This window comes from Gordonia sesuvii (genome assembly GCF_036350415.1).
GTDB lineage: Bacteria > Actinomycetota > Actinomycetes > Mycobacteriales > Mycobacteriaceae > Gordonia > Gordonia sesuvii.
Map to the genome: position 1 here is coordinate 1035138 of NZ_JAZDUF010000001.1, position 16477 is coordinate 1051614.

Consider the following 16477-nt stretch of genomic DNA (forward strand, 5'->3'; position numbering starts at 1 on the left):
ATGACGTGCCGCCCCGTCCGGTGATCACCGCATCGCGTACCGGATCGGGAGGTGCTTGAGGCCCCCGACGAATGTGGTTGCGGAGAGTTCGGGTTCGCCTGCCAGCGAGACCGATTCGAGTCTCGGCAGGAGTTCGTTGTAGAAGCTGCAGATCTCCATACGCGCGAGTGGTGCGCCGAGACAGAAGTGCACACCGAACCCGAAGGCGACATGCCGGTTCATCTCACGCCCGACATCGAATCGAAACGGCTCGTCGAACGCGTCTTCATCCCGGTTTCCGGATACGTAGGAGAGAAGTAGTGAGTCCCCTGCCGCGATGGGGACACCGCCGACCTGGGTGTCCGCCGTCGCCGTGCGCATGAACGCTTTGACGGGGGTCACCCACCGGATCATCTCCTCGGCGGCTGCGGGCAACAGGTCGAGGTCGTCGGTGAGGCGACGCCGCTGACCGGGGTGCTCGACGAGTGCTCGCATGCCACCGGAGATGCTGGAGGTGGTCGTGTCGTGGCCGGCGGTCGCTATGAGCGCGTAGTAGGAGACGACGTCGATGTCGCTCAGCGGCTCGCCGTCCACGACGGCATTGGCGATGGTCGAGGCCATGTCATCGGTCGGGCGCTCACGCCGTTGCGCGGCAAGCTTTGTGAAGTACTCGAACATCTCCAGCAGGGCGCTCAACTGATCGTCGGGGTCGGCACTCCGCGCGTACTCCGAGTCCTCGAAGCCCACGAGTTCCTGGGTGAGTTGCAACATCCGCGGAAAGTCGGCCTCGGGGACGCCGAGCAGCGACATGATGACGTAGAGCGGAAAGTTGACGGCGACCTCCTGCACGAAGTCACACTCACCCCCGGCCGATGCCAGTTTGTCGACATAGATTCGCGCCAGATCGTCGATCCGCGAATGCATTGTCTTGAGCGTCTTGGGCCGGAACCAGTTCAGCGCCACTGCGCGCATCTTCTTGTGTTCGGGATCGTCCATATGGATCAACGTGCGGATCTGGACGGCCGCCTGGAGTTCCTCCTGCTGGGCCGTCATCAGCACGGGGCGCGGCGAGTTGGTGAAGACGTCGTTGGCCCGTTCGACCGCCATGATGTCCTCGTGCCGAGTGATCGCCCAGAACGGGTTGTATCCGGGCGTCTCCACCCGCGCGACCGGTGACGACGCACGCAGTCGGGCAAGAGCCGCGTGGAGACGGTCTTCGTCGGCGTACGCCGACGGGTCTGCGACCGCCGCGGCCGCCTCGTGAATGGTGGGCGCGCTCATCAACGGCTCCTTTGTCGATGCGTGGAGAAGGTCTGTCCAGTTAGTTCTACGGTATATGCAACAGTATAGACAAGTTCCAGGGGGAGCGAACCGACTCAGCCACACCTGGCCGTGAAACCGGTGGCGTCGAGAATCATCACGACCCGGTCGTCGACGTCCTGAGGAAGCTGCGGATCGTCGACGCCGTAGCGGTCGTCGAGGGTTCCATAGAACGAGCCATTGCGATCTTCTTCGACGGTCACCAGCCAACCGCGCACTTCCAAAGATCTCGAGGGGAGTTCGGGATCGGTGATCATGAAGGAGTAGTTGGGATTGGCTTGCAGGCTCACGAACTTCCTGCGCGGGATGGTCTGACTCATCCGGAGGTGCGCCCCATCCCAGGTGAAGCGCATCGGCGACAGGCTGGGCGAACCATCCGGACGGACAGTGCCGAGAACTCCGACGATCGGCCTTTCCAGGAGGTCTTCGTACCCAGGGGGGATTCGGGAGATCATGCACCTCACCTTAGGGCAAAAACGGGCGTTCCCGAAAGCGATACGGTATGAACCCCAGTTCGGCGCCGGAGTTCCCCGCGTAGCAGGCCCGATCATGCGGCGGGCTGACGGACCGATGACTTCAGACGACGGTCCGGGTCTGTACTGACATGACCCGGATCATCGCCGACATATCCATGTCCCTCGACGGCTTCGTCACCGGACCCGACCCGGGGCCGGACAACGGTCTGGGCACCGGCGGAGAAGCACTGCACACCTGGGCGTTCTCCGACGATCCCGACGAGCGCAGCCTCCTCGCCGAGATGACCAAACGGTCGGGAGCGGTCGTCCTCGGTCGCCGGTTGTTCGACGTGGTCGACGGACCGGGCGGCTGGGACGACGAGATCGGCTACGGCGCCCGAGAGGTCGGTAAACCGTCCTTCGTCGTCGTCACCGGATCACCGCCGGAGTCCGTACGTCTCACCGAGCTCGACTGGACGTTCGTCACCACCGGCATCGAGGATGCCGTAGCCACGGCACGTGAGCGAGCCGAGGCGGCGTCACGCGCCCGCGGCGAGGACCTCGACGTCATCGTGATGGGTGGTGGCGCCACCGTCGGTTCGGCGCTCGCCGCAGGACTGGTCGACATCCTCTCGCTGCACCTCGCCCCAGTGGTACTCGGTTCGGGCACGCCGTTGTTCGTCGACGGTGTGCCATGCACGCTCGCACAGCGCAGCGTCACACCCACGTCGACGGCGACCCACCTGGTCTACGACGTGATCTGATTACCTGTGCGGCGGGTGACTTCCCGTTCCGCCGAACCGGACAGTAGTCTCGACGCGGACAAACCGCCGTCGAACTCCGCCCGCACCGGGCGATCCCGCGAGGAGACCTGATGAGTGATTCGCTGCAGTCCCTGCTCGACACCGACCGCCCTGCGGTGGTCGCGGATTTGGTCGGGGTGATCGACGCCGAGGTCGCAGATCAGAAGGGGCTCAGTGGAGCGGCCGTCAAGACCGCCTACGCGGCCGCACAGAAGGTCAAGCCGGGTGTGGTGTCGTCGGCGACGAATCTGATGCTGCCCGACTTCTTGACGGCGTTGCAGCCGTTCTGGGACGCAAAGCCTGCCGGGGTGGCGTTCGCCGATCATCTCGCCGCGAACAGCGATGCGGCCGCCGAGGCGTTGCTGACGGTGTCCGACGATCAGGTCTCCACCGCGAAGCCGGCCCTGGCGAAGGCGTACAACTCGCTGCGCGGCAAGGCCAAAGGATATGTCGTCGCGGCCCTCCCACGGGTCGGGGCCGCCATCGAGAAGCACGCCGCCTGAGGTCAGCAGGCGGCTCCCGGTCTCGGCCGGTTCAGGCCGCCGAGGTCACAATGAGGAGCAGGCCGACGACGAGCGCGATCAACGCGCCCAGCATCGACAGCACACGCCAAACGTGAACGCGGGCCGGTGAGTAGTCGGTACGTTGTGATGAGGCGACTTGTGGTGACGCCATGACTCCCACTTTCGGTTGTCCGGGTCAACGCTGACCTGCAGGACGGCGATCACCGGTCTTGTTACTGCAGTGATAAATGTGTCACATGTTTCACTCAGTCCCGACTCACCGTCGCCGCGTGTTTTGATCACAAAAAGGCAACACCTGCACTCCAGACCTGATGAGGTGGGGCAATGCGTATGAAGCTGTCGTCGGTCGACCTGCGTTCGGTCTGGCTGGTCACCATCGCCTGCGCCGCAGTGAGCATGGTGGTAGCGGCCATGGCCGCACTCAACACAGCCCTACCGGCGATCGCGCTCGACATCGGTGCCGACGCCGGCCAGATGACCTGGATCGTCGACGGCTACACGCTTGCGTTGGCTGCGCTCCTACTGCCGGCCGGCGCGATCGGCGACCGGCTGGGGCGACGCGGTGTGCTGGTCGCCGGCCTCGCTGTCTTCGGCGTGGCATCGTTGCTCGCCATCTGGGTCTCCGATCCCACCCAACTGATCGCGACGCGCTGTCTCGCGGGTGCCGGTGCGGCCCTGATCATGCCGTCGACTCTTTCGCTGATCACCTCCGGCGTCCCGGAGTCCCGACGCGCCCTGGCGATCAGCATCTGGGCGGCGGTCGCCGGCGGGGGTGCCATCGCGGGATTCCTGGTCACCGGCATCCTGCTCGAGTTCTTCTCATGGCACTCGATATTCGTCACCTTCGCGGCGTCATCCGCGCTGACGGCGGTCGTCTGCCTCACCATCGGAACCTCGCGAGACCGTAATCCCGGCGCATTCGACTACCTCGGTAGCATCTCCTCGATCCTCGCGGTCACCGGCATCGTGTTCGGTCTACTCGAGGCGCCGCACCGCGGGTGGGACGATCCGCTCATACTCATCTGCCTCGTCGGAGGCGCCGTGCTCATCGGCGTGTTCGTCCTGATTGAACTACGCCTCCAGTCCCCACTGCTCGACATCCATCTGTTCCGTAATCGCGCATTCAGCTCGGGGACCTTGTCGGTGGCACTACAGTTTCTCGGTTCCTTCGGCTTGTTCTATCTGCTGCTCCAGCAATTGCAACTCGTGTTCGGGTACTCGGCGTTACAATCCGCGCTGGCACTCCTTCCCTTTGTCGTCGGGGTCGGGGTTTTTTCACTCGTCGGGAATTACCTGGCGGTGCGGTTTCATTCCGTGAAGTACTTCATCAGCGGCGGGGTATTGCTGGCTGGTTCCGGGATTGTCCTCATGGGCGCGATTGACTACGACGACTATTGGTCGGTGGCTTGGATTCTCGGCCTGTTCGCGACCGGAATCGGGTTGTCGAATGCCCCCTCCACCACGGCCATCATGTCGAACACCCCGTTGGACAAACAGGGTGTCGGCTCTGCTGTCAACGACACCGCTCGCGAGGTAGGCGCCGCAATCGGAATCGCGCTGGCAGGCAGTATCGTCGCGGCGGGCTGGTCGTCGCGCATCGATCCAGTTGCCGATGCCACGCGTGCGGATCTGATCGCGGCAGGAGAGCAACAGGTCTCAGCCGGCGACGAGGCAGGGGGCCAGATGCTGATTGCACAGGCCGATAGGGTCTCCGACGCCGTTCGCCAATCCCTCGCAGAGGCCACCGCCGTCGCCGACCGAGTCGAAAGCCAGGCGCCGGCACTCGCCGAACGCATCCTCGACGGTGCACAAGACGCCTTCATGGGGCCGTTGAGTCAGACCTACATCGTTCTCGGCAGCGTGGTGGCCGCCGGCTCGATACTGCTGTTCTGGCTGACGCCGCTGCGCATGGTCGACAAGCCGCCCGAGTCCGCACCGGACGAGATGGGAGACGAGGTGTCTGTCGGACCGACGAACGACGACTGATGGTCGCGCGGCGAAGGAGCGGGCCGTCCCCCCGACCCCTGAGGAGCCCGCGACGAAGGAGCGGGCGTCACGAAGGGGCCCTTCGTGACGTGTCCTCGCAGGCTCGGCCGCTCCTCAGGGACCAAGTTAGAGCTCCTCAGGGACCAAGTTGGACCCGATCAGCTTGCCGCGCCGGCCTTCTCCCCCGCCTCGGCCGCGGTGTTCTTCGCCCACTTGTAGTCGGCCTTGCCCGCGGGGGTGCGCTTGACCTCGTCGACGAACACCACCGTCCGCGGGACCTTGTAGCCCGCAAGCGATTCGCGGCAGTGGGCGCCGATCTCGTCGATCGACGGCTCCACGGCACCGTCGGCAACCGCCACCACCGCGGCCACCCGCTGTCCGTACTTGGCGTCGGGCACCGGAACCACGAGCGCGTCGGCGATGGCCGGGTGAGCGTGCAGCACCGCTTCCACCTCCTCGGCGTACACCTTCTCGCCCCCGGTGTTGATGCATTGTGAACCGCGGCCGAGGAATACGATGGTGCCGTCCGCCTCGACCGTGCCCATGTCCCCGAGGATCGAGATGCGCGTGCCGTCGGGCAGAGTGGGGAATGTCTTGGCCGTCTTCGCCTCGTCCTTGTAGTAGCCGAGCGGCACGTTGCCGATCCGGGCGATGTAGCCGACGTCGCCCGATCCCGGCTCGATCTTGTTCAGTCGCTCGTCGACGACCATCATCTTGTCGGTCGGCGGCACGCGGAGGTTGCCGTTCTCGTCCATCAGAATCTCGCCGTCATTGCCGGACTCGGAGGCGCCGAAGTTGTCGCGCAGCACCAGTTCCGGCTTGACGGCCAGAAAGCGCTCGCGGACGTGCTGCGACCAGATCGCGCCACCGGAGGTGACCGAGAACAGCGATGAGAGGTCGACCTCCCCCTTGCGGCGCTCGAACTCCTCCACCAACGGCATACCCATCGCGTCGCCGACGATCAGGATGATCTGCACCTGCTCCTTCTCCACCTCCGACACGATGGCCGCCGGCTTGAAGTCCCGCTGGATCACCAGCCGCCCACCGAGCGTGAAGAAGGTGAACAGCGAGTACGACGCGGCACCGTGCATCAACGGCGCGGCCAACAGGAAGGCGATGGACGGGAAATCCTTGACGGCAGTGCCGATCTCGGCGAGATCCTTGCGCGCGTCGCCATACGGATTACCACCCGACAGCGGCTTGCGGAAGAAGTCGTCGTGCTGCCACATGACTCCCTTCGGGTAGCCGGTGGTGCCGCCGGTGTAAAGCAGATACAGTTCCTCGCCGTTGCGGTCCTCGAAGTCGCGTTCGGTCGACTTCGACTCGGAGTCGGCGAACGAGACGATCTGCACGGTGCGGCCGTCGGGGAGGTCGGCGGCCGCGGCGGTCAGCTCGTCGGCGACATCACCGATCACGAACACCGCACGCACCGTGGAAAGTTCGGGAAGCAACGCGGCGACGCTGCGCTGATGTTCGGGTAGTTCGACGATGATCGCGCGGGAGTCCGAGTTGTCGAAGATGTAGTGGAGTTCGGGATTGGTGTAGCGGTAGTTTATGTTGACCGGCACCGCTCGGACCTTCAGCAGCCCCAACAGGCTGGTGACGTGCTCGACACTGTTCTTCAGGAACAGCGACACGTTGTCGAATGCGCCTATTCCAGCACCCGACAGCATGTGCGCGACCTGATTGGCGAGACTGTCGAGTTCGGCATAACTGATCTGCCTGCCCTCGTAGCTCAACGCGATGCGCTCGGGTACGGAATCGGCGACGGTCTCGAAAACGTCGGCCAGATTGAACTTCATCATCTCTCCTTGCTGAAAGCCGTGGGGTGAGCTGCCATGTCAACTGGATCGGGTGAGGACGAGACCGCTGGTCGGGACACCGGTACCGGCCGTGACCACCACACGCTGTGCGCCATCAACCTGATTGACCGACGCGCCACGCAATTGGCGGACCGCTTCCGCGATGCCGTTCATCCCGTGGATGTAGGCCTCGCCCAGCTGACCGCCGTGGGTGTTGAGGGGAAGACGCCCACCAACCTCGAGCGCCCCGGGTTCGCGCACAAGCTCTTTCGCCTCTCCCCTCGGACAGAAGCCGAGCTCTTCGACCTGCATCAGCGTGTAGGGCGTGAAGTGGTCGTAGAGAATCGCGAGATCCATGTCCGACGGTCCGAGCCCGGACTGCTGCCACAGTTGCCGGCCGACGAGGCCCATCTCCGGCAGACCCGGTAGGTCGTCGCGGTAGTAGCTGGACATGATGAACTGGTCGTCGGCGCTGCCGGCGGCGGCGGCCGAGATCACCGCAGGGGTGTGGGGTAGGTCTTTCGCCCGCTCTGCAGACACCACCACGATCGCGACTCCGCCGTCGGACTCCTGACAGCAGTCGAGTAGATGCAGTGGCTCGGCGATGTACCGCGAGTTCTGGTGATCGTCGAGGGTGATCGGCTTGCCATGGAAGAAGGCGTTCGGGTTGGCGGCTGCGTGCTTGCGGTCCACCACCGCGATACGGCCGAAATCCTCACTGGTGGCGCCGTACTCGTACATGTAGCGCTGCGCGACCATGGCCACGAACGCGGCCGGTGTGGACAGGCCGTGCGGATAGGAGAACGCGTTGTCGGTACCCGACGAGTTCTCCTGATTCGCCACCGCGCTGTTGACCTGGCCGAACCGCAGGCCGGACCGTTCGTTGAAGGCACGGTAAGCGACGACGACATCGGCGACGCCGGTGGCCACCGCCATCGCCGCCTGCTGCACGGTGGCACACGCAGCGCCGCCGCCATAGTGAATCCGCGAGAAGTACGTCATCTCCTTCACCCCGACCGCACGCGCGACGGCGATCTCGGCGTTGGTGTCCATGGTGAAGGTGACCAGACCGTCCACATCGGCGGGCGTGAGCCCGGCATCGGCGATGGCTGCGGACACACATTCTGCGGCCAGCCGCAGTTCACTGCGCCCGGAGTCCTTGGAGAACTCGGTGGCGCCGATTCCGGCGATGGCCGCTTTTCCGGAGAGTCCGCCCATCACACGGCTCCGTCGATGGTCAGGGTCACGGTCGAGATCACGTGCTTGCCCAGCGAATTGGTGCCGGTCACGGCCACGGTGATGACGTCGTCGGAGATGTCGGTGACCTCGCCGGTGTAGGTGACCGAGTCATAGGCGTACCAGGGCACGCCGAGTTTGAGGTTGATCGATCGGATTCGTGCGGTCGGGCCTGCCCAATCGGTGACGAAGCGCTCCACCAGTCCGGTGTCGGTGAGGATGTTGACGAAGATGTCCTTGGAACCCTTGGCCTGGGCGAGATCCCGGTCATGATGGACATCTTGGAAGTCGCGGGTGGCCAGCGCGGTGGCGACGACGAACGTGGGGCTCGCGTCGACGGTCAGTGTCGGCAGTGTGTCGGCGACCCGAACAGGTTGCGGTGCAACGATGGTCACTTCTCCCCTTTCGGATCGGCCGGTGTCCACGCGTACAACGTCCAGGCGTCGGCGCCCGACTCCTCGTCGGATAGAAAGTCGAGGAATGTCACCTGCACCGGCAGCCCGATGCGGACCTCGGCGGGGTCGATGCCACGCAGTTCGCCGAGCATACGGACGCCCTCGTCGAGTTCTACGAGCGCCACCACGAACGGCAGCTGCCGGCCGGGAACCTTCGGCGCGTGGTGGACGACGTAGCTGAAAACAGTTCCCTGCCCGGTGGATACGACGTAGTCGGTGTCCGGCACCGACCCGTCTGCCAGGCGCGGTTTCCAGGTCGCGGGGATCGGCGGGTGCCGCAAGGTACCGTCGTCGACCTGTTGGATGCGCAGTTCGTGCGCCGCGACGCCTTCCCAGAAGAACGCGGTGTCGCGTGAGACGCTCGGCTTCAGCATGCGGGTCGGGTCGAGATCGTCCGGTACCGGGGCAGGCTCGGTGGTCCTCGGCTTCTCGGATTTCTCCGGCGGCCGGAATTTGAGGATGCGGAAGGACATCTCGGCGACGACCTCGTCGTCGACCGACCACACGTTGCGTGTCGTGAAGAACCACCCCTCCCCCAGGGCGGTGTTCTTGGGGCCGACCACGTCGACGAGTTCCGCCGAGAGCGACACCGCTTCGCCCGGTCGGGTATAGCGGTGATACACGGTGTCGCAGTTGGTCGCGACGACCGAGGTGTAGCCGGCCTCGTCGAACAGTGCGGTGGCGCGGCCCAGCGGGTCGTCGGCGGTCCGCTGCCCGTTCAGGCCCCGCATGGTCCAGACCTGCGCCATCGCCGGGGGTGCGACGATCCCGGGATGTCCGGCTGCGCGGGCGGCGTCGTCGTCGACGTAGATGGGGTTGTCGTCACCCATCGCCTCGACCCAGTTGTGGATCATGGGTTGGTTGATCGGGTCACGACCCGTGACGGGCGCGCTCGGCCCGTCGGCCTTGATGGCGTCGGCGGCGGCGAGGATGTCGGTGGGTGTGCTCATCGAGTGATCCTGTCGGTGTGCGGGGTCTCGATACGCCGCTCGCCTAGCGGCTCGCGGCTACTCGACCAGCGGAAGGAAGCTGCCGTCCCTCCCCCGCCGACGAAGGAGCGTGCGTCACGAAGGCCCTTCGTGACGCTTCCTCGCGAGCTCGGAAGCTCCTCAGGGACCGATAAACTCCCGCATCCTCGCAAGAGGACCCCTCCCGCTGATCGAGTAGCCGACGAGCGGCAGCGAGGAGGCGTATCGAGATCCCCCGCCACACCCCTCATCGTTTCGCCCTCGGCAATCCGAGTCCGGCGGTGGCGATCATGTCGCGCATCACTTCGTTGACGCCCCCACCGAAGGTGATCACCACGTTGCGCTTCTGCTGCACGTCGAGCCAGTCCACCAGCGCCGCCGTCTGCGGGTCGGTGAAATCGCCGTAGCGGCCGACGATGTCGTTGATCAGGCGGCAGACATGTTGCAGGCGTTCGGTGGAGAACACCTTGGTGGCCGCGGCGTCGGCCATCGAGATCGACTCGCCCGTGGACGCGACCTGCCAGTTGAGGAGTTCGTTGATCCGGGCGTAGGCCTCGATCTCCGCCAGGGCGCGCCGTACATCGGTGTGCTTGGCAATGACCGTCCCGTCCGCGCCCGGCTGTTGCGCCCAGGCACGGATGCGGGCCGCGAGCCCGTCGATACGGCCGGCGGGGCCGAGCATCACGCGTTCGTGATTGAGTTGGGTGGTGATGAGCTTCCAGCCATCGCCTTCGTTGCCGACCCGCATCGACACCGGCACCTTCACGTCGTTGTAGTACGTCGCGTTCACGTGGTGAGCACCGTCGGCGGTGATGATCGGCGTCCAACTGAACCCGGGGTCGCGGGTGTCGACGATGAGAATCGATATGCCCTTGTGCTTGGGCGCATCCTTGTCGGTCCGGACGGCCAGCCAGATGTAGTCGGCGTCGTGCCCGCCCGTGGTGAAGATCTTCTGGCCGTTGACCACATAGTGGTCGCCGTCGAGTACGGCGCTGGTGGTGAGCGATGCGAGGTCGGTGCCCGCCTCGGGTTCGGTGTAGCCGATCGCGAAGTGAACCTCGCCGGCGAGGATGTCGGGCAGGAACTGTCGCTTCAACTCATCGGTGCCGTGTTCCTGCAGTGTGGGGCCGACCGTCTGCAGTGTGACCGACGGGAGTGGTACGTCCGCGCGGACCGCCTCGTTGGTGAAGATCTGCTGCTCGATCTGACCGAACCCCTTGCCCCCGTATTCCTTCGGCCATCCGACACCGAGCCATCCGTCCGTTCCCATCTGACGGATCACCTTGCGGTAGGTCGCGCCGTGCCGTTCGGTGAGCATCACCTTCGCGTCTTCGGGACTGATCAGTCCGGCGAAGTACTCCCGCAGTTCGGCACGCAGCGCCTTCTGTTCCGGGGTGAGATCAATGAACATGTGTCGCCTGCCCTTTCGGGTCGAGCCGCGCATCGGATTCGTCGGCGATCTCGTCGAGCCGGGCGTCGGGCCCGCCGATCAGCCGTGCGAGATCCTTGGCGATCGAGAAATAGCGATGCAGCGGATAGGTCACGTCGACCCCGATCCCGCCGTGCAGATGAGTCATCGTCCGCAAGGTCGCCGGCACCTCGGCGGCGAGCCAATAGCCCGCGACTCCGAGATCCTGTGCGGCGTCGAGGCCTTCTGACATCCGCCAGGCTGCAGCGGTGGTCACGAGATTCAACGACCGCTCGATGACGTAGATGTCGGCGAGCTGCTGCCCGACCGCCTGGAACAAGGCGATCGGTTTGCCGAACTGCTCACGCTGTGTCACGTGGTCGGCGGTCAGACGCGCGGCACCGGCCACCAGACCGTCGCCGTAGGCGGCCAGTACCAAGCGGTACAGGTCTCGCGCAATCGTCCCGTCGGTGGCCAGGACATCGGCGTCATCGACGGCCACACCGTCCAGACGGACGGTGTACTCGCCCCACCCACTTGACGCCGGAGTCCGCACGACAGTCACGCCGGGCGCATCCATTGCGACCATCGCGACACCGTCGTCGGTGACGATCAATAGCGCAGCCGAACCCTCGGCGTGCAGTACGCCGGTCTTGGTTCCCGTCACCTGGCCGTCGCGGATCGTGGTGCGGGGTGTGGTCGTCAGTGCGTCACCGTGCTCACCGATGGCAACCGCGCACCACCCGCCCGAGGCGAGCGCCTGGGCCCACTTGGTGCGGGCCTCGGCAGACGCGTGCCGCAGGGCCAGCGCTGCCGTGAGCGTCCCGAGCGCCGGTGTGACCGCAGCCGATTCGCCCATCCGGCGTAGCAGCGGGAGGAGGTCGACGACCGCGACGTCGTCGCCGTCCACCTCGGCGGGCAGGGGCAGGGCCATCAGCCCGGCGTCGGTGATCGACCTCCACAGCGCGTCGTCGAAACCGCCTCGATGCCCGGTGCCCGGATCGCGTCGACCGAACGTGTCCTCCCAGTCCGGCTGATGCCGGGCGAAGACCTCCGCGGCGGCGTCGGCAACCGCTACTGCCGTGTCGTCGAGGGCAAAGTCCACCCCACTGCCTCCTCGCCAAATTAGAACTTGTTCTAGTTGTATCAGATCGGTCGACAGCCGTGGGCGTTATGGCCTCTCAACAGCCGATTCGGGGAGGATTGGCGAGCGGAAGAGCGCTCATCCGCGTGGCAAACCGAGAATCCGTTCAGCGGCTGCGGTTCGCAGGATCTGGGTGGTACCGCCGGCGATGGAGAGACACCGGTTCTGCAGGAACAGGTCCGATGCCTCGCCACCCACAACCGCGTCGACACCACGCAGGTCGAAAGCGAACTCCGGGACCGCCTGGCGGTGTTGGACACCGATCAGCTTCCGCACGCTCGACAGCGCTCCCGGGTCATGTCCTTCGAGGCGCCGGGTGACCGCGCGGGCGTCGATGACGCGTCCGACATGCGCTTCCGCGACGAGCCTGCCGAGCGCAGCCAGCTCGTGCGGCTCGAGCGGCCGGTCCATGCCGTCGATCTGACGGAGAAGTGCGTCCATCTCCTTGCCGAGGCCGGAACCGCCCATCGCGACCCGTTCGTTGGCGAGGGTGGTGCGGGCCAGTCGCCAGCCGCCGTTCACCTCGCCGACCACGCAGTCGTCGGGGATCACTACGTCATCGAGGAACACCTCGTTGAAGTTCGCTCGTCCGGTCAGTTCACGCAGCGGACGGATGTCGATGCCGGGTGAACGCATGTCGACCAGGAAGTAGGTGATGCCCTTGTGCTTGGGCGCGTCCGGATCGGTCCGTGCCAGGCAGACGCCCCAGTCGGCGTTGTGTGCCTGCGAGGTCCAGATCTTCTGCCCCTGCAGGCGCCAGCCGCCGTCGACGCGGGTGGCCTTGGTCCGCAGGGCGGCGAGGTCCGAGCCCGCCTCGGGTTCGCTGAACAACTGGCACCAGACGATGCCGCCGGCGAGCGTGGGCAGGACGAAGCGTTCCCGCTGGTCATCGGTGCCGTGCTCGAGAATGGTCGGGATGGCCCACGCACCGATCACCAGGTCCGGCCGCTCGACGCCGGCGCGGTCGAACTCGGCGTCGATGAGCAGCTGCAGAGCCGGCTCTGCGGCGAGCCCGTACGGTCGCGGCCAGTGCGGCATCAGATAGCCCGACTCGGCCAGTTCCGCACGCCGCCGGGATGGGTCGAGTGCGGCGATCGCGTCCACCGCGGTCCGGATCTCGTCGCGCCGCTCCTCCACTGCGGACAGGTCGATCCGGAAGTCGCGCCGAACCCCGGCCATGCCGAGCCGCGCCAGTTCACGCGCCGCCGGCGCACCCTGACCGAGCGTGGCGCGCGCGGTCATGGCGGCGCGCAGATAGAGGTGCGCGTCGTGTTCGTAGGTGAAGCCGATGCCGCCGAGGATCTGCACGCAGTCCTTGGCGTTGGCGATCGCGGCGTCGGCGGCGACCACGTCGGCGGCGCACCGGCTGACCACGAGTTGTTCGAGCACCCCCACGTCCTCGGGCGCGGACAGACGTTCGTCCACGGCGCGCGCCAGATCCCACGCGACTGCGGTGAGTTCCTCACTGCGGCAGAGCATGTCCGCGCAGATGTGTTTGATCGCCTGGAACGACCCGATGAGGACGCCGAATTGGGTGCGGACCTTGGCGTAGTCGACGGCGGTGTCGAGCGACCACCGGGCGATGCCGCTCTGGTAGGCCGCGGTCACCGCGGACAGCACGCCGGCGACGAGATCCCCGTCGGGCAGGTGGATCAGGTCGGACGGCTCGACATCTGACACGCGTACCCGGGACACGGATTCGAGGCCGCTGATGACCGCTTCGGCGACGACGTCGACGGAGCCACACCCCGGTGGCAGCAGTGTCCAACCGATGCCGTCATCGTCGACTCGCACAGGGATGAGCAGCGCGCAGTCGTCGACGTGGCCGGGCACCACCCCCACCTCGAGCACCCCGTCGTGCATGGTGACGGCGTCGCCACCCGCGACGACGGGGGCGGCCACCGCGAGTTCTCCGGCGACGATCCGGGCGAGCAGCTCGGGGGCACGATTGTCGTCGGCGCGCGAGAGTCCGAGCGCGGCCGCGACCGTCGGTGCGAGTGGCCCCGGGACCAGCCCGACGCCGCATTGTTCGACCATCGCGGCTACGTCGAGGAACGTCGCACCGAAGCCGCCCTGGTCCTCCGGGAGCGCCCCGGCGAAGACGCCGAACTCGGCGAGCTGCGCCCACAGCCCGGTCCACTGGTCGGTCGGCTTGTCGATGTCGGCCCGAACGAGCTCGGTGGTGGCGACGCTGCGCGCCCAGGTAGCGATCGCGTCACAGACGGCGATCTGTTCGGTTGACGTGGCGATTGTCACGTGATTCCTCTGTATGTCAAGTTGTGACGGGCAATTAGAACCTGTTCTAATATGCCATGTGTGCCTGCAGTCCGGTAGGCACCGTGGTGACCGATCACGTGAGGATGTCTTCGAGCACATGGCACGATCTGCAGCGGCCAAGGCCCCCGTCGATCCGGCGGCCACTCCCGCGCCGACGACCGGTACCGAGAGCGGCTCGACCGCGCAGCGGGAGCGGCGTCGCCGCATCCTCGATGCCACACTCGCGCTTGCCTCCAAGGGCGGCTACGACGCCGTGCAGATGCGCACCGTCGCGGACAAGGCGGACGTCGCCGTCGGTACCTTGTATCGCTACTTCCCGTCGAAGGTGCACCTGCTCGTCACTGCGCTCGCGCGCGAGTTCGAACGAGTCGAGTCGCGGGTGGATCGGTCACAACTGCGCGGCGACAACGCAATCGAACGCTTGCGTCACGTGCTCGACATGATCACCTACGCCATGCAGCGCGATCCCCTGCTCACCGAGGCGATGACCCGAGCATTCATGTTCGCCGACGCGTCGGCCACCGCGGAGGTCGATCAGGTCGCCGGCATCATCGACCGACTGCTCGCCGGTGCCATGGTCGACGACGGTGAGCCCGGCGAGGAGGACCTCGCCATCGCCCGCGTCATCTCCGACGTGTGGATGTCGAACCTGGTGCAGTGGTTGACCCGTCGCGCATCGGCGACCGACGTCACCAACCGGCTCGAACTGACCGTGCGACTGCTGTTGAAGGATCGGTTGGAGTAGGGGCTTAGCAGAGGGCCCGCCCAAGCCGCCGATCGAGTGTCCAACCCGCAGATCGAGTAGGGACCGAGCTTGCGAGGACCCGTATCGAGATCGACCAGCGGTAGGTAGACGGCCGCCGGTTGAGAGGTCTCGATACGCCCTCGCCTAGCGGCTCGGGCTACTCGACCAGCGGTAGTAGCGATCGAGTAGGGACCGAGCTTGCGAGGACCCGTCCAACCCGCCGATCGAGTAGGGACCGAGCTTGCGAGGACCCGTATCGAGATCACCCCTACCGGTTCAGATCCGCCTCGATCATCGGCCAGGTACGCCGTAGGTCGGACTCCCAGTACTCCCAGGAATGCGTTCCGGTCGGTCGAGAGATCACCTTCATCGGGACGCGAAGCGCTCGCATCCGGGCCGCCATGTCGTTCGTGCACTGATTGACCGCGGCCTCGATGACGCCGCCGAGCACCATCTGGTTGGCGAGGACGAGCGGATTACCCTGTACCAGGCGGGCATTCATCTGGTCGTAGGGACCGGGCAGACCAGTGCCGGCCGTCATGTAGACCTTGGTGCTGCGCAGTTTCGCGGCATGGATGAAAGGATCGTTGTCCCGCCAGCCCTGGCCGCCGACCGGGCCCCACATGTTCTCGAGGTTGCCGCCGCCCCGATCGGCCACCACCACCCGGATGTAGGCCTGCCCGAGCGGATCACTGGTGCGGGCGCATCCGCTGTAGGCGGCCGCCGACCGATACAGCTTGGGTGCGGCGATCGCGAGATTGAGCACAGAGGTTCCCGCCATCGAGATGCCCGCGACGGCATTCACCTTCGTGGTCTCGAACTCCTTGTCGATCAACGGCGGGAGCTCTTTGGTCAGGAAGGTCTGCCACTTGTTGCGCCCGAGCACCGGATCGTCGCGGCGCCAGTCGGTGTAGTAGGAGAAGGCGCCGCCGATCGGCGTCACGACGTTGACGTTCTTGTCCGCGAAGAACTTCACGTAGTCGGTCTTCGCGGCCCAGGTCGCCGAATCCTCGCCGCCGCCCGCTCCGTTGAGGAGGTAGAAGGTCGGGCGGGGTTTGCTGGTGTCGCGGGGCCGCAGCACGTTGATCGGGATCATCTTCTGCATGGACGCCGACCAGACGACGAGGGTCGCCTGCTGATTGCCGTCGTGGATGACCGCGTCGATCCTGGAGACGGCAGGGTCAGGCTCGGGGGCGGCCGACGCTACTGCCGCACCCATCGTGAACGTGATGGCCGCAGCTGTCACGGCCGCCACAGACGCCATCCATCGACGTCCCCCGAAACCGGTCACGAGTCGTCCCTTCAGCCTCACAAGTCACATTTGTCACAAACGGTATCGTTGATCTGCTCAACCAACACCATCAGCGGGCATCTC

15 protein-coding genes are annotated in these 16477 nt (G+C 65.8%); 4 read left to right on the plus strand and 11 right to left on the minus strand.

All coding sequences use genetic code 11. The annotated features are described in order from the left end of the window. Positions 1–24: 24 nt before the first annotated feature. Both VZC37_RS04800 and VZC37_RS04805 read right to left on the minus strand, forming a co-directional pair. The gene (locus VZC37_RS04800) at positions 25–1260 is read right to left on the minus strand and encodes a cytochrome P450 (RefSeq protein ID WP_330431264.1); all 1236 of its coding nucleotides are present in this window, start codon (positions 1258–1260) and stop codon (positions 25–27) included. A gap of 95 nt (positions 1261–1355) precedes the next feature. Further along, on the minus strand, positions 1356–1754 hold the full coding sequence (locus VZC37_RS04805; RefSeq protein WP_330431265.1) for a pyridoxamine 5'-phosphate oxidase family protein: 399 nt from the start codon (positions 1752–1754) through the stop codon (positions 1356–1358). A gap of 149 nt (positions 1755–1903) precedes the next feature. On the opposite strand from VZC37_RS04805, the gene VZC37_RS04810 reads away from it, so the two are divergent. Then, the gene (locus VZC37_RS04810; protein ID WP_330431266.1) at positions 1904–2518 is read left to right on the plus strand and encodes a dihydrofolate reductase family protein; all 615 of its coding nucleotides are present in this window, start codon (positions 1904–1906) and stop codon (positions 2516–2518) included. Positions 2519–2628: 110 nt separating this feature from the next. Beyond that, positions 2629–3060: a DUF6918 family protein gene (locus VZC37_RS04815; protein ID WP_330431267.1), complete on the plus strand. Its 432-nt coding sequence runs from the start codon at positions 2629–2631 to the stop codon at positions 3058–3060. A gap of 31 nt (positions 3061–3091) precedes the next feature. Here VZC37_RS04815 and VZC37_RS04820 read toward each other — a convergent pair whose 3' ends face one another. After that, positions 3092–3232, minus strand: coding sequence for a hypothetical protein (locus VZC37_RS04820; protein ID WP_330431268.1), 141 nt, complete (start codon positions 3230–3232; stop codon positions 3092–3094). 173 nt (positions 3233–3405) lie between these two features. Between VZC37_RS04820 and VZC37_RS04825 the strand changes: the two genes are divergently transcribed. Continuing rightward, a complete protein-coding gene (locus VZC37_RS04825; RefSeq protein ID WP_431309317.1) occupies positions 3406–5067 on the plus strand; it encodes an MFS transporter in 1662 nt (553 codons plus the stop codon). 158 nt (positions 5068–5225) lie between these two features. Here the strand turns inward: VZC37_RS04825 and VZC37_RS04830 are convergent, their stop codons facing one another. The 7 genes from VZC37_RS04830 to VZC37_RS04860 form a co-directional block, all read right to left on the minus strand. Beyond that, positions 5226–6869 (minus strand): AMP-binding protein, encoded by a 1644-nt coding sequence (locus tag VZC37_RS04830; protein WP_330431269.1) that lies wholly within the window; start codon positions 6867–6869, stop codon positions 5226–5228. Positions 6870–6908: 39 nt separating this feature from the next. Continuing rightward, entirely contained in the window at positions 6909–8087 is a 1179-nt protein-coding gene (locus VZC37_RS04835) for a lipid-transfer protein (RefSeq protein WP_330431270.1), read from the minus strand. Then, positions 8087–8500 (minus strand): hotdog family protein, encoded by a 414-nt coding sequence (locus VZC37_RS04840; protein WP_330431271.1) that lies wholly within the window; start codon positions 8498–8500, stop codon positions 8087–8089. The genes VZC37_RS04835 and VZC37_RS04840 overlap by 1 nt, the downstream gene beginning before the upstream one ends. Beyond that, a complete protein-coding gene (locus tag VZC37_RS04845; protein ID WP_330431272.1) occupies positions 8497–9510 on the minus strand; it encodes a bifunctional MaoC family dehydratase N-terminal/OB-fold nucleic acid binding domain-containing protein in 1014 nt (337 codons plus the stop codon). The genes VZC37_RS04840 and VZC37_RS04845 overlap by 4 nt, the downstream gene beginning before the upstream one ends. A 265-nt stretch (positions 9511–9775) precedes the next feature. Continuing rightward, complete coding sequence (locus tag VZC37_RS04850) at positions 9776–10939, minus strand: acyl-CoA dehydrogenase family protein (RefSeq protein WP_330431273.1); 1164 nt, start codon at positions 10937–10939, stop codon at positions 9776–9778. Then, entirely contained in the window at positions 10929–12041 is a 1113-nt protein-coding gene (locus tag VZC37_RS04855) for an acyl-CoA dehydrogenase family protein (protein WP_330431274.1), read from the minus strand. Before VZC37_RS04855 ends, VZC37_RS04850 begins: the two co-directional genes overlap by 11 nt. A gap of 117 nt (positions 12042–12158) precedes the next feature. Then, positions 12159–14336 (minus strand): acyl-CoA dehydrogenase, encoded by a 2178-nt coding sequence (locus VZC37_RS04860; RefSeq protein ID WP_330431275.1) that lies wholly within the window; start codon positions 14334–14336, stop codon positions 12159–12161. 118 nt (positions 14337–14454) lie between these two features. Between VZC37_RS04860 and kstR the strand changes: the two genes are divergently transcribed. Further along, a complete protein-coding gene (gene kstR / locus VZC37_RS04865; RefSeq protein WP_330431276.1) occupies positions 14455–15102 on the plus strand; it encodes a cholesterol catabolism transcriptional regulator KstR in 648 nt (215 codons plus the stop codon). A 268-nt stretch (positions 15103–15370) separates the two neighbouring features. Here the strand turns inward: kstR and VZC37_RS04870 are convergent, their stop codons facing one another. Continuing rightward, entirely contained in the window at positions 15371–16366 is a 996-nt protein-coding gene (locus tag VZC37_RS04870; RefSeq protein WP_431309318.1) for an alpha/beta hydrolase, read from the minus strand. Between the last annotated feature and the right edge of the window lie 111 nt (positions 16367–16477).